The 13232-nt window shown below is 67.1% G+C and carries 15 protein-coding genes; 12 read left to right on the forward strand and 3 right to left on the reverse strand.

All coding sequences use genetic code 11. The annotated features are described in order from the left end of the window. Positions 1 to 18 precede the first annotated feature (18 nt). The 7 genes from FR943_RS24480 (at position 19) to FR943_RS24510 (ending at position 4759) form a co-directional block, all read left to right on the forward strand. The gene (locus FR943_RS24480) at positions 19 to 807 is read left to right on the forward strand and encodes an RDD family protein (RefSeq protein WP_217160861.1); all 789 of its coding nucleotides are present in this window, start codon (positions 19 to 21) and stop codon (positions 805 to 807) included. 136 nt (positions 808 to 943) lie between these two features. Further along, on the forward strand, positions 944 to 1528 hold the full coding sequence (locus FR943_RS24485) for a TetR/AcrR family transcriptional regulator (RefSeq protein ID WP_217160862.1): 585 nt from the start codon (positions 944 to 946) through the stop codon (positions 1526 to 1528). A gap of 35 nt (positions 1529 to 1563) precedes the next feature. Then, on the forward strand, positions 1564 to 3075 hold the full coding sequence (gene lfrA / locus FR943_RS24490) for an efflux MFS transporter LfrA (RefSeq protein WP_217161212.1): 1512 nt from the start codon (positions 1564 to 1566) through the stop codon (positions 3073 to 3075). A 68-nt stretch (positions 3076 to 3143) separates the two neighbouring features. Then, a complete protein-coding gene (locus tag FR943_RS24495; protein ID WP_217160863.1) occupies positions 3144 to 4094 on the forward strand; it encodes an oxygenase MpaB family protein in 951 nt (316 codons plus the stop codon). A 14-nt stretch (positions 4095 to 4108) separates the two neighbouring features. Next, on the forward strand, positions 4109 to 4336 hold the full coding sequence (locus tag FR943_RS24500) for a hypothetical protein (protein WP_217160864.1): 228 nt from the start codon (positions 4109 to 4111) through the stop codon (positions 4334 to 4336). 13 nt (positions 4337 to 4349) lie between these two features. After that, positions 4350 to 4541, forward strand: coding sequence for a hypothetical protein (locus tag FR943_RS24505; RefSeq protein WP_076197153.1), 192 nt, complete (start codon positions 4350 to 4352; stop codon positions 4539 to 4541). Then, the gene (locus FR943_RS24510) at positions 4541 to 4759 is read left to right on the forward strand and encodes a hypothetical protein (RefSeq protein WP_217160865.1); all 219 of its coding nucleotides are present in this window, start codon (positions 4541 to 4543) and stop codon (positions 4757 to 4759) included. The genes FR943_RS24505 and FR943_RS24510 overlap by 1 nt, the downstream gene beginning before the upstream one ends. A 7-nt stretch (positions 4760 to 4766) precedes the next feature. Here the strand turns inward: FR943_RS24510 and FR943_RS24515 are convergent, their stop codons facing one another. After that, on the reverse strand, positions 4767 to 6077 hold the full coding sequence (locus tag FR943_RS24515) for a carotenoid oxygenase family protein (RefSeq protein ID WP_217160866.1): 1311 nt from the start codon (positions 6075 to 6077) through the stop codon (positions 4767 to 4769). 58 nt (positions 6078 to 6135) lie between these two features. On the opposite strand from FR943_RS24515, the gene FR943_RS24520 reads away from it, so the two are divergent. The 3 genes from FR943_RS24520 to FR943_RS24530 all read left to right on the forward strand — a co-directional run bounded on the left by FR943_RS24520 (position 6136) and on the right by FR943_RS24530 (position 8303). After that, entirely contained in the window at positions 6136 to 6642 is a 507-nt protein-coding gene (locus FR943_RS24520) for a PadR family transcriptional regulator (protein WP_217160867.1), read from the forward strand. Between the two features lie 70 nt (positions 6643 to 6712). Further along, on the forward strand, positions 6713 to 7435 hold the full coding sequence (locus FR943_RS24525) for a PadR family transcriptional regulator (protein WP_217160868.1): 723 nt from the start codon (positions 6713 to 6715) through the stop codon (positions 7433 to 7435). Positions 7436 to 7619: 184 nt separating this feature from the next. After that, complete coding sequence (locus FR943_RS24530) at positions 7620 to 8303, forward strand: hypothetical protein (protein WP_217160869.1); 684 nt, start codon at positions 7620 to 7622, stop codon at positions 8301 to 8303. On the opposite strand, the gene glpK is transcribed toward FR943_RS24530, so the two are convergent. Continuing rightward, entirely contained in the window at positions 8300 to 9814 is a 1515-nt protein-coding gene (gene glpK, locus FR943_RS24535) for a glycerol kinase GlpK (protein ID WP_217160870.1), read from the reverse strand. The genes FR943_RS24530 and glpK overlap by 4 nt on opposite strands. A gap of 9 nt (positions 9815 to 9823) precedes the next feature. Between glpK and FR943_RS24540 the strand changes: the two genes are divergently transcribed. Then, complete coding sequence (locus FR943_RS24540; protein WP_217160871.1) at positions 9824 to 10588, forward strand: class I SAM-dependent methyltransferase; 765 nt, start codon at positions 9824 to 9826, stop codon at positions 10586 to 10588. Here the strand turns inward: FR943_RS24540 and FR943_RS24545 are convergent. Beyond that, positions 10566 to 11705, reverse strand: a complete 1140-nt coding sequence (locus tag FR943_RS24545) for an acyltransferase family protein (protein WP_217160872.1) — start codon at positions 11703 to 11705, stop codon at positions 10566 to 10568. The genes FR943_RS24540 and FR943_RS24545 overlap by 23 nt on opposite strands. 48 nt (positions 11706 to 11753) lie before the next feature. On the opposite strand from FR943_RS24545, the gene FR943_RS24550 reads away from it, so the two are divergent. After that, on the forward strand, positions 11754 to 13223 hold the full coding sequence (locus FR943_RS24550) for a glutamate-cysteine ligase family protein (RefSeq protein WP_217161213.1): 1470 nt from the start codon (positions 11754 to 11756) through the stop codon (positions 13221 to 13223). The last annotated feature ends 9 nt before the right edge of the window (positions 13224 to 13232 follow it).

A 13232-nucleotide genomic window follows, 5' to 3' on the forward strand; every position in this document is an offset into this window, starting at 1 on the left:
TCGGTAGCGTGTCTCGGTATGGCTTCTGTGCCCGCGCCGGTGGTGACCGGGGACGCCGTCGTCCTCGACGTGGCGATCGCCCAGTTGCCGGTGCGGACGCTGGCCGCCCTGATCGACATCGCGGTGATCCTCATCGGGTATGTCACCGGTCTGGTGTTGTGGTCGCTCACCCTGAGCCAGCTCGACGATGCGCTCTCGGCGGCGATCCTGATCATCTTCACCGTGCTGACGCTGGTGGGCTATCCGGTGGTGATGGAGACCGCGACGCGGGGCCGTTCGCTGGGGAAGATGGCGCTCGGTCTGCGGGTGGTGGCCGACGACGGTGGGCCGGAACGGTTCCGCCAGGCCCTGTTTCGTGGATTGGCCGGGTTCATCGAAATCTGGATGCTCACCGGGGGGCCCGCGGTGATCTGCAGCCTGTTGTCGGCCAGGGGCAAACGGCTCGGCGACATCTTCGCCGGCACCGTGGTGATCAGCGAGCGAGGGCCCAAGCTGAACCCGCCGCCGGTGATGCCACCGGGCCTGGCGTGGTGGGCTGCCTCGCTGCAGCTGTCCGGCCTTGGTCCCGAGCAGGCCGAGTTGGCCCGGCAGTTCCTGTCCCGCGCGGCGCAACTCGATCCGGCGATCCGCTACGAGATGGGGCAGCGAATCTTCGGTGAGGTGGCCGCACGTATCTCTCCCCCACCGCCGCCGGGGGCGCCGGTGGAATACGTGCTGGCGGCGGTGCTCGCCGAGCGGCATCGGCGGGCGCTGGCCCGGTTGATGCCGCACGCCCCGGGGCCGTACCCGGCGCCCTACCCGAACTGACCCCCGGCCCCGCGGCGTCGTTTTCTACCTGCGGGTCGCGTTCGCACACCGTCAACGACCGTCCGGCAGAGAACTGGACCGGAAGAAATGAGACATCGATGTCTCATTTCGGTCGGGTTGTGCTACATTTTGATGCATGACAAGTTCGGCAGCGACGCACAGCGGACCGCGTGAGCGCACCCGCAAGGCGATCCTCGATGCCGCGATGACCGTGCTCGCCGACAATCCGTCCGCCGCACTCGGCGATATCGCGGCCGCCGCCGACGTCGGCCGCAGCACCGTGCACCGCTACTACCCGGAGCGCTCCGACTTGCTGCGGGCGCTGGCAATGCACGTCCACGAACTGAGCAACGCCGCGATCGACCGCGCCGACCCCACCCACGGCCCGGCCGAGGCCGCGCTGCGCCGGGTGGTGGAAAGCCAACTCGACCTGGGCCCCATCGTGCTGTTCGTGTACAGCGAGCCGACGATCCTGGCCGATCGCGAGTTGGCCGCCCACCTCGACACCGGCGACGAGGCCATCGTCGAAGTCCTCAACCGCGCCTCGGTGGACCGGCCCGAATATCCGCCCTACCCGCCGGGCTGGGCCCGCCGCGTGTTCTGGGCCCTGCTCGACGCCGGCTATGAGGCCGCCAAGCAGGACGGCACGCCCCGTCACCAGATCGTCGACGCCATCATGACCAGCCTGACCGCGGGCACCATCCAAGTGCCGCGCGGCTGAACTTTTTCAATCTGTTTCCCTTGGAGCTCCCCCCCATGTCCACCTGCCTCGACGGCAGCCCGTCGGTAACGCAGACCCCCAAACGCGCGTGGGCGGCGCTGGCAGTGCTGGCGCTGCCGGTGCTGCTGATCGCCATCGACAACACCGTGCTGGCGTTCGCGCTGCCGGCGATCGCCGAGGATTTCCGGCCCTCGGCGTCCACCCAGCTGTGGATCGTCGACGTCTACTCCCTGGTGCTGGCCGCGCTGCTCGTCGCCATGGGCGGGCTCGGCGACCGGATCGGCCGACGCCAGCTACTGCTGATCGGCGCCACCGGTTTCGCGGTGGTCTCGGTGGCCGCCGCCTTCGCCCCCAGCGCGCAGTACCTGGTGCTGGCGCGCGCGGTGCTCGGGGTGTTCGGCGCCATGCTGATGCCATCGACGCTGTCGTTGATCCGCAACATCTTCACCGACGCGTCAGCGCGGCGGCTCGCGATCGCGATCTGGGCCGCGTGTTTCACGGCGGGCTCGACTTTGGGCCCGATCGTCGGCGGCGCGCTGCTGGAGCATTTCCATTGGGGTGCAGTGTTCCTCGTCGCGGTTCCGATCCTGTTGCCGCTGTTGATCCTCGGGCCCCGGCTGGTGCCGGAATCCCGGGATCCCAATCCGGGTCCGCTGGACCTGATCAGCGTGACGCTGTCGTTCACCGCGATGCTGCCGTTCGTCTGGGCCGTCAAGACCGCCGCCCACGACGGGTTGTCGGTTCTGGTCGCGGCGGGCTTCCTCGCCGGGATAGCCTCGGCGGCGCTGTTCGTGCGCCGGCAGAAGCGCAGCGCCAACCCGATGCTGGATATCGGGCTGTTTTCCTACGGCCCGTTCAGCTCGTCGATCCTGGCGAACTTCCTGTCGATCGTCGGCCTGATCGGGTTCATCTTCTTCATCTCCCAGCACCTGCAGCTGGTACTGGGCCTGTCACCGCTGGCCGCCGGCCTGGTGACACTGCCGGGCGCGGTGGTGTCGATGGTCGCCGGGATCGCCGTGGTGGCGGCCGCGAAACGCTTTGCGCCACAGACCCTGATGATCGTCGGCCTGGTCCTGGTCGCGGCCGGGTTCGTGCTGATCCTGCTGTTCCGTCACGACCTGACGGTGGTGGCGGTGATCGTGTCGTTCGTCGTGCTCGAGCTCGGTGTCGGTATCTCGCAGACGGTGTCCAACGACACCATCGTCGCCTCGGTTCCGGCGGCCAAAGCCGGTGCGGCATCCGCTGTTTCGGAGACAGCGTACGAGTTGGGCGCAGTCGTGGGCACCGCGACGCTGGGTACCATCTTCACCGCGTTCTACCGCCGCAACATCGAGTTGCCGGCCGGCCTGAGCGCCACCCAGGCCGGCGATGCCGGTGAGAGCATCGGCGGCGCCGTCTCGGTGGCGGCCGATCTGCCGGTCCGCACCGCGACGCAGCTGCTCGACTCGGCCCGGGTGGCGTTCGACTCCGGCATCGCGCCCACCGCGATCATCGCGGCGACGCTGGTGCTGGCGGCCGCGGCAATCGTGGCCGCGGCATTCCGCTGACGACCGACGCGAGTTATGATTCCCTCGAAATCTGGATACATACGTTTCCACAAATGAGGGGTGGCGGGATGACCGAGGTGATCGACCAGGAGCGGGCGGGTCGTCGGGCCCAGCAGTATCTGCCGGATTGGCAGCACACCACCCCGACGCTGACCACCGCGCAGACCCGTATCCCGATCAACACGCCCGCGCGGGAGGACTCCGCGCGGTGTGATCGCACCCAGATCCAGGACGCCTTCGACGGCTGGGCCGCGGCCGGGTCGGCGGCCAATGTCGCGATGCAACTGGGCTGGCCGGAAGTGGCCTACGGCGTCATGGAGTCCAAGGTCGAGTCGGGCGCGCTGATGAAGCACCCGTGGAAACGGCTGCGCACCACCGAGCAGTACCTTGCGGTGGCGATCCTGGGAACCGATGCCGAACGCATCGCCTACCGCAAGGCCATCGACTCCGCGCACCGGATGGTGCGCAGCACCGCGACCTCGCCGGTGAAGTACAACGCCTTCAACCCAGAGCTTCAGCTGTGGGTGGCCGCCTGCCTGTACATCGGGTTCGAGGACACCCACCAGCTGCTGCACGGCCGGATGAACGAGGAGCAGGCCGAGCAGTTCTACCAGAGCGCCAGCACCCTGGGCACCACCTTGCAGGTGACCGCCGACATGTGGCCGTCCTCGCGCAAGGAGTTCGACCACTACTGGAACGTCGCGTGTGAGCGGGTGACCTCCGACGACGCCACCCGGCAGTTCATCAACGACCTGGTGGACCTGAAGATGATCACGCCGACGCTCGGGCTGCCGTTGCGAGGGCTGTTGCGGTTTCTCACGATCGGCTTCCTGCCGCCGCTGTTCCGCGATCAGCTCCAATTGCGTTGGCGCGCCAAGGATCAGCGGCGGTTCGACAACCTGTTCCTGTTCGTCGGCTTCGTCAACCGGTTCCTGCCGCGGCCGCTGCGGTTCGCGGCGTTCTATCTCATCATGCGCGACTTCCGGCTACGGCTGCGCGAGAACAAAGCCCTTATCTGAGAAGGATATTCGACATGTTGAGAACGATCGGCCGCACCCTCGATCACAAGATGAAGGTCTCCGAATACATCGGGATGTTGATCCTCATCGGGATTCCGTACGGGATCATCGGGGTGGTGTGGACACTGACCCACACTTCCCACCTGTCCGGGATAGACAGCTTCTGGGACCAGATGATCTCCTTCCTCGGATCGATCGTGTGCTGGCCCGTGCTGACCTTCGCCGACGTCACGATGACCTAGGAGGACACCCGCGATGATGGTTTTGGTCCGTCTCATCGACGTCGGCATGGAGTACGTGAAGCTGCTGCTGGGGCTCAACGGCGGGCCGGCCCGCCGCACCCTGGCCTGGATCTCTTTCCTGTCCTTGATATGTGCGGGCGTGGCGCTGATCGCGTGGGGCGTCTGGGCCATCCCGATGCTCGTCGACACCCTGAACGGACACTGATGATCGGCAAAATCCTGGAACACGAGATGAAGCTCTCCGAGCTTCTCGGGCTGCTGATCCTGATCGGGATTCCCTACTTCCTGGTCGGTGTCGGGTGGACGCTCACCCACACCGCACATCTGGAGGGCATCCACAACAACACCGACAAGGTGGTCTCGTTCCTCGGCTCCATCGTGTGCTGGCCGGTGCTGTTGATCTCCAACGTCACGATGACCTAGGTGCCGCTCACGCCCTGATCCAGTTCCCGTGGAACCCGTACGGCACGCGTTGCGGCAGTGCGATCTTCGCGACGGGCTTCCCACCGAAGTCCGCGGCATCGAGGATCACCAGATCGCTGCCGTCGCGCTCGGGGTTGTAGACGTAGCCCAGGTACCAGCCATTGCTCTCGTCGGCCGGGCCCGCGCCGGGGACGAACACCGCTTCCCCAGGCCCGCCGGTCCCCAGGTCGTGCCGGACGCCGACGCCGGTGGCCAGGTCGTAGCGGATCCAGGCGTTGCCCGCGACGGACACCGCGTACCGGGCGGGCAGACCGGCCAGCCGATCGTCGATGCGGGGGAACTCCACCCCGGCATCGTCGAGCTGACGTTCGGCGACAGTGCTGGCGGCCAGGTCGATGCGCCATTCCCACAGCACTCCGTCGACGTCGAACCCGCCGTCGGTGCGCCACAGCTCCGGATAGCGCACTGCCTGCAGCACAATCGAATTGCCGTCGTCGTGCGCGTTGGCCACGTGGAACACGTAGCACGGGTCGATGTCGAACCAGCGGATCGGCGCGTCGGGATCGTCGCGGCGCAGCACGCCGAACCGGGCGCCGTAGTCATCGCTCCAGCGGTACGGCATGTCCCCCTCGCCGCGGATCGCCACGTCGAGATCGAACACCACCGGCAGGTCCATAAAGATCACGTGGTCGGCGGTCATCGCGAAGTCATGCATCATGGTGTGCGCCTTGACATCCACCGGCCGGTTGAGCACCAGCTCGCCGGCCGCGTCGGCGCGGTGATAGGTGACGTAGGGCTCGACGATGCTGCCGTAGCCGAAGAAGTGGAGCTCACCGCTGGTCGGGCAGATCTTGGGATGTGCGGTCATCGAGTCGACGAGCTTGCCGCCGAAGTCGTAGGCGCCCACGGTTTCCAGATCGTCGGTGATCTGGTACGGCAGTGAGGATTCCACCAGCGCCAGGGTCTTGCCCGCGTGGTTGACGACGTGCGTGTTGGCGACGGCCGCACGCAGGTTGCGGCTGCCGTCGGCGTTGTAGAGCGGGAAGTCCTCGATGAAGCTGTCGGTGCGCACCCAGCGGTTGCGGTACCACTTGGCCGCACCGTCTTCGATGCGCACGCCGTGGATCATGCCGTCGCCGGTGAACCAGTGGGCGGTGGCCTGGCGCGGGTTGGGCCCGTTGCGCAGGTACCAGCCGTCGAGTTCGGCAGGGATCGCGCCGGTGACGGGCAGGTCGTATTCGGTGAGCTCGTCGGCGACGGGCGCATAGTTACCGCGACGGAAGAAGTCGGTTTCACCGATCGGCAGGGCGGAAGTCATACCGAACACGCTGACATTCCATAACTGACATGTCAAGAGTGGAGGCTAAACTGCCACCATGAGTCTGCGAATGGCCGCACTGGGCCTGCTGGCACAACATCCGGGTAGCGGATACGACCTGCTCAAGCGCTTCGAGAAATCCATGGCCAATGTCTGGCCGGCCACCCAGAGCCAGCTCTACGGCGAGCTCAACAAGCTGGCCGCCGCCGGGTTGATCGAGGTGTCGGCGGTGGGTGCGCGCGGGCGCAAGGAATACCGCGCCACCCCCGACGGCCGCGCCGAGCTGGCCCGCTGGATCGCCGACCCGGCCGACGATCCACCCGAACGCAGCGCCGAGCTGCTGCGGGTGTTCCTGCTCAGCGAAATCCCCCGCGACCAGGCACGCGAGCACCTCAACGCGCTCGCCGACCATGCCGAGGCCGAGGTGGCAAGGCTCAAGGAGCTCGAGGCGTCCATCCACTGGAGCGATTCCGACGAGGACTTCTACGCCCACGCCGCCCTGGAGTTCGGCCTGCGGATCAACGCCATGCAAGCAAAATGGGCCAGGGACGTTGCATCGCGATAGATTGCGATATATCGTTGACCTATCGGAAGCGCCGTGTGGTGCTTCTCAACGACAACGAAGGACTCATCCCATGAACAACCCATTCAACCCTCCCACCGGCGGTTTCGGCTTCGTTCCCGTCGGCCGCGAAGAGGCCCGCATCATGTTCCGCAACGCCCGCACCGCCCGTCGGGAAATGCGCGACCAGCTGCGCGCGCAGGCCGGTGGTCCTGGCTTCGGCCCCGGTTTCGGCCCGGGCTTCGGTGGCCCCGGCTTTGGCCCCGGCCCCGGCTTCGGGTTCGATCCGCGCGGCGGTTTCGGCTTCGGACCCGGTGGCCGCGGCGGACGTCGCGGGCACGGCGGACGACGCGGACGACGCGGTGATGTCCGCGCGGCCATCCTCACGCTGCTGGCCGAACGGCCCATGCACGGTTACGAAATGACCCAGGAAATCGCCACCCGCAGCAACAACCTGTGGAAGCCCAGCCCGGGTTCGGTGTATCCGACGCTGCAACTGCTGGTCGACGAGGGCTTGATCGCGCCGGCCGAAACCGACGGCAACAAGAAGACTTTCGAGCTGACCACCGATGGCCGGCAGGCCGCGGCCGGCATCGAGACCCCACCGTGGGAGCAGTTCGTCGCCGACCAAGAAGACGAGACTCCCGGCCACGAGAACCTTCGCGGCGCCCTCGGTCAGCTGATGGCCGCCGTCGGGCAGTCGAGCTTCACCGCCAACGAGGACCAGCAAGAGCGCATCCTCGACATCGTCAACAACGCCCGCCGCGAGATCTACCAGATCCTCGGCGAGGAGTAGGACGAGGGGCGCAACACTACTCACGTTGCTTAGCCAGACTCTAGGTGGCGGGTTACGGCTCAATGGTGACCGTAATCCGCCACATAGAGCTCCTCGAAGCCCATCCGCCGGGCAACCCGACGCCTGGCCACTGGCCGAGGCGGTAATGAACGCCCGGCTCGGGCCGCCCCGTAGGCTGCCCCACGTGGACAGTCTCGTCACCGTCATCGTCCCGGCGCTGGTCGCCGTCCTGACCGCCGCCGGCGCCGTCATCGGGCTTCAGTTCCGTGACGCCGATGCCTATGAGCGTCGACGTGGCTTCTGGCAGTGGCTGCTGGTGCTCCTGGCCGCGGCCGCGACCATGGGCGCGGTCGGCTCGGCCTCCGGCGTCGGCAAGCCGATCGAAGCCGCGCTCATGACCGCGCTCGCAGTGGCCGCCGTCATCCTCGGCCACGTGATGTGGCGGCGGCGGGTTCCCGACGCCGAACCCCGGATCGTGGCGATCGCCACCGCCTCCGCGATGTGCGCGGTGTTGGTGATCGTCGGGGCGGTGTCGCTGATCTACGTCAAGGACAAGGGCTGCCGGCAGGCCGATCTCCTGGTGCAGTACACCCGCGCCAGCTCCGGCGCGATCATGCCCGCCTTCCAAGCCAATCAGGGACCGACGACGGCCGACTACGAGAACTGGTCCAAGCTGATTCGCGAAGCCGCCGACCAGGTGACCGCCGGCGACGTCGCCCCGCACGCGAAGCGGCTCGGCGAGCTGGCCGAGCAGATCACCGACGCCGCACGCAACCATGACAAGGCCAAGCACGCCGTTCTGGGTGCGCAGTACTACGACGAGTTCAACTCGATCCTGACCCGGTGCCAGATCGACCTGACCAGCTAGACCTCGACCCAATCCAACGTGCGGTCAACGGCTTTGCGCCAGCCGGCGTAACCCGTCCGGCGGGCCTCGTCGTCCCACTGCGGGCTCCAGCGTTGACCCTCCTGCCAGTTGGCCCGTAGATCCTCGGCGTTCTCCCAGAAGCCGACCGCCAGGCCGGCCGCGTACGCCGCGCCCAGCGCGGTGGTCTCGGCGACCACGGGTTTGATCACATCGACCCCGAGCACATCGGCCTGGATCTGCATGCACAGCGAGTTGGCGGTGATCCCGCCGTCGACCTTGAGAACCTCAAGGTGCACACCGGAATCGGCTTCCATCGCGTCGACCACGTCGCGGCTCTGGTAACAGATCGCCTCCAGCGTGGCGCGGGCCAGATGCGCGTTGGTGTTGTAGCGGGACAGCCCGACGATCGCGCCGCGGGCGTCCGAACGCCAATACGGGGCGAACAAGCCGGAGAACGCCGGCACGAAGTACACCCCGCCGTTGTCGGTCACCTGCCGGGCCAGCGCCTCACTCTGGGACGCTCCACTGATGATGCCCAGTTGGTCGCGCAGCCACTGCACGGCCGATCCGGTCACCGCGATCGAACCCTCCAGCGCGTAAACGGGTTTCGCGTCGCCGAATTGATAGCACACCGTGGTGAGCAGACCGTTGTCGGAACGGACGATCTTCTCCCCGGTGTTGAGCAGCAGGAAATTCCCTGTGCCATAGGTGTTCTTGGCTTCGCCGGCGGCCAGGCACACCTGGCCCACCATCGCGGCCTGCTGATCGCCCAGCACCCCGGTGACCGGAACCTGCCCGGCCAGTGGACCGTCGTCGCGGGTGATCCCGAAGGACTCCGGATACGACGACGGCTTGATCTCGGGCAGCATCTGCCGGGGAATCGAGAAGAAGGACAACAACTCGTCGTCCCAGTCCAGGGTCTCCAGGTTCATCAGCATGGTGCGGCTGGCGTTGGTGACGTCGGTGACATGGCTGCCGCCGCGGTACCCACCGGTGAGGTTCCACGTCACCCAGGCGTCGGCGGTGCCGAAGATCGCGTCACCGTTCTCGGCGTCGCGCCGGACCCCGTCGACGTTCTCCAGGATCCACTGGATCTTGCCGGCCGAGAAGTACGTCGCCGGCGGCAAGCCGGCCTTGCGCCGGATCACGTCGCCGCGCCCGTCGCGGTCCAACGCGGCGGCGATCCGATCGGTGCGGGTGTCCTGCCAGACGATCGCGTTGTGGTACGGGCGGCCGGTGTGCCGGTTCCACACCAGGGTGGTCTCGCGCTGGTTGGTGATACCGAGCGCCGCCAGGTCGCCGGCCGACAGATTCGTCTTGTTCAGCGCGGTCATGATCACCGAGGCGGTCCGCTCCCAGATCTCGACCGGATTGTGTTCCACCCACCCGGCCCTGTGCATGATCTGCTCATGTTCGAGCTGGTGACGGCCCACCTCGGCGCCGTCGTGATCGAAGATCATGCATCGGGTGCTGGTGGTGCCCTGATCGATTGCAGCTACGAAGTCGGCCACTGGTACATCATGGCTTACATGGCCGCTGACTCAACCGATATCGATCGCATGCCCCGTGGCGGGCCGGACGCGTCATGCCTCGACCGGTTGCTGGAGACCGATCGCCCCGAGTACCTGGACCGCGATGACGTCGACGACGGCGTGAAGCGCAGCGTGATCCGCGCGCTGGAGTGGACCGGGGAGTTCTTCGGCAACCACGACAAGTTCGCGGCCACCGCGCTCGACCTGATCGCCGGGGTGCCCGATCCGAAAATCCTCGAGCTGGGCGCCGGCCACGGCCAGGTGTCGCGCAAGCTGCTGGAGAATCACCCGACCGCGCAGCTGACCGTCACCGACATCAATCCGGTCTCGGTGGCCAACATCGCGGCCGGCGAGCTGGGCAGCCATCCGCGGGCCGTGGTGCGCGAGATGGACGCCACCGCCATCGACGCCCCCGACAAGAGCTTTGACCTGGCCATCTTCGCGCTGTCTTTCCATCACCTGCGGCCCGCGGCGGCGTCTCGGGTGTTCGCCGAGGGCACGCGGGTCGCCGATCAGTTGCTCATCATCGACCTGCCGCGGCCACCGGCCCCGTTGCACCTGGTGCGGCTCGCCACGATGCTGCCGTTCGCGCCGGTGGTGCCATTCGTGCACGACGGCATCATCAGCTCGCTGCGCAGCTACAGCCCGTCAGCCCTGCGGCGTCTGGCCCGGCACGCCGACCCGTCGATCGAGGTCGAACTGCGCGGCGGGCTGATGACGCCGCAGGTCGTCATCGCCCGCGCGGCCGGGTGAGCCGGTGCAGCAGCCACGCGAACGGAATGGTCGCCGCCAGTGTGACCGCGAAAAGCACTGTGGCCGAACCGGTATAGACGTTCCACCCCAAAACGAATTCCAGCACCAGATCCATGGCGACCACATGCAGCAGGAAGATCTCATAGGAGATCTCCCCCAGCCACACCATGGGCCGGCTGCCCATCACCCGCGCATAGAGCCCGCCGCCGCTCAGCGCCAACGGCGCCACCACCAGCGTGGCGATGAGCGCATAGAACATGGTTTTGGCCACGTCCTCGGTCAGGCCCAGGGACACGGCCGTGGTGACGCCGGCGATCGGGGTGGACACCACCAGATAGCAGGCCAACGCCAACGGCAACGTCGCCAGCGCATAACAGCGCACCCCCATGGTGCCCAGCACCGCCAGCACCATGCCGCCGACGAACCAGACCAGATAATGCGGCAGCCAGGTGCCACCGCCCACCGGTAACCAATTGTTGTGCAGTAACACAAGCCACAGCGGGCTGACCGCGGCCAGCACCGCCAGGCCGGCCAGCAGCACGACCGGACGAAACCGTCTGCGGCACAACGCCACCAGCAACAGGTAGGCCAGCAGCGGCAGCACCGCGTAGAACGCGACCTCGACCGCCAGACTCCACATCTGGCTCAGGCCCTGATGCAGGTAAGCGGCAAAGTAGTTGTCGCTGTAGATCTGGGTCAGGGTGAGGTTGCGCAGCAGGCCGGTCCAGGTGTGCCCGGGATTCGGTTGCACCGGCCGGATTTCGTAGATGCCGTAGACCACCAGGACGGTGAACACATAGGCGGGCATGATGCGGCGGAACCGATTACGCGCGTAGCGTCGGGTACTGGGCGCCTCCGCCCCGGCCGCGGCGGCCTGCACCCACGGACGGAACAGCAGCAGCCCGGAGAGCACGAAGAAGATCGCCACCCCGACCTCAAGGCGCGCACTCATCAGACCCAGGTAGCCCTGCGACAACAGGCCGGTGCCGTAGGCGGCGTGGGTGCCCATCACAGTCAGCGCCGCCACTGCGCGCACCCCGGTGAGCGACGCGACGCGGTCGGCGTGTGAGACCTGTTCGAGCCCGCCCTGGTCGTCCTCCTCCGCCGCTGAGCTCATTTGGCCATTCTGCTGCGCGTCGGGCCTTTCGCGTTGTTGCATCGCGGTGTGGGCGAAGAGGTCAAGAACACCGAGTTCGGCCGCGCGCACCGGCAGGAGTACCGGCGCAAGGTCCAGCTGTGCCTGGACGTGTTCGAAACCATGCTCGGCCAGTCGAGTTTCGAATTCGAGCGTCCGCTCACCGGCATGGAGATCGAGTGCAACCTCGTCGACGACGACTACCAGCCGGCGATGTCGAACTCGGAGGTGCTGGCGGCGATCGCCGATCCCGCCTATCAAACCGAATTGGGTGCCTACAACATCGAATTCAACGTTCCCCCACGTCCGTTGCCCGGGCGGGAACCGCTGGAGCTCGAGAACGAGGTGCGGCGCAGTCTCAACGCCGCCGAGTTGAAGGCCAGTGAAGACGGCGCGCACATCGTGATGGTGGGCATCCTGCCGACCCTGATGCCCGAGCACCTGTCGGACGGCTGGATGAGCGAGTCGACCCGCTATCAGGCGCTCAACGACTCGATCTTCACCGCCCGCGGCGAGGACATGCCGATCGACATCTCCGGGCCGGAACGGCTGAGCCTGCAGTCGGCGTCGATCGCGCCGGAGTCGGCGTGCACCAGCATGCAGTTGCATCTGCAGGTGTCCCCCGCCGACTTCGCCCGGAATTGGAACGCCGCCCAGGTGCTGGCCGGCCCACAGCTCGCCGTTGGGGCCAACTCCCCGTACTTCTTCGGCCATCAGTTGTGGGCCGAGACGCGCATCGAGCTGTTCACCCAGGCCACCGACACTCGCCCCGAGGAGCTCAAGGCGCAGGGGGTGCGGCCGCGGGTGTGGTTCGGCGAGCGGTGGATCACTTCGATCTTCGACCTGTTCGAAGAGAACGTGCGCTACTTCCCGTCGCTGCTGCCCGAGGTGTCCGACGAGGATCCGGTGGCCGAGCTCGCGGCCGGCCGGGCACCGCAGCTGGCCGAGCTGAGACTGCACAACGGCACCATCTACCGCTGGAATCGCCCGGTGTACGACGTGGTCAACGGGCGCCCGCACTTGCGGGTGGAGAACCGGGTGCTGCCGGCCGGCCCGACCGTGCTGGACATGATGGCCAACGCAGCGTTCTATTACGGCCTGCTGCGCACACTGTCCGAGGAGGACCGGCCGCTGTGGACCAAGATGAGCTTCGCCGCCGCCCACCACAACTTCACCGAAGGCGCCCAGCACGGCATGGACGCGCGGCTGTATTGGCCCGGGCTGGGCGAGGTGACACCCGACGAACTGGTGCTGCGCCAGCTGCTGCCGATGGCGCACGACGGGCTGCGTAGCTGGGGCGTGGCCGCCGAGGTGTGCGACCGCTACCTAGGGGTCATCGAAGGTCGGGCAAAGACCGGCCGGACCGGGGCGACGTGGCAGGTGACGACGGTGCAAGCCCTGCAATCACAAGGGCAGAGCAGGCCGGCGGCCCTGGCCGAGATGCTGCGGCGCTACGTCCAGCTGATGCACAGCAATGAGCCGGTCCATACCTGGGATTGAGACGCGTAC

The sequence above is a fragment of the [Mycobacterium] fortunisiensis genome (genome assembly GCF_019050325.1).
In the GTDB taxonomy this organism is placed as follows: domain Bacteria; phylum Actinomycetota; class Actinomycetes; order Mycobacteriales; family Mycobacteriaceae; genus Mycobacterium; species Mycobacterium fortunisiensis.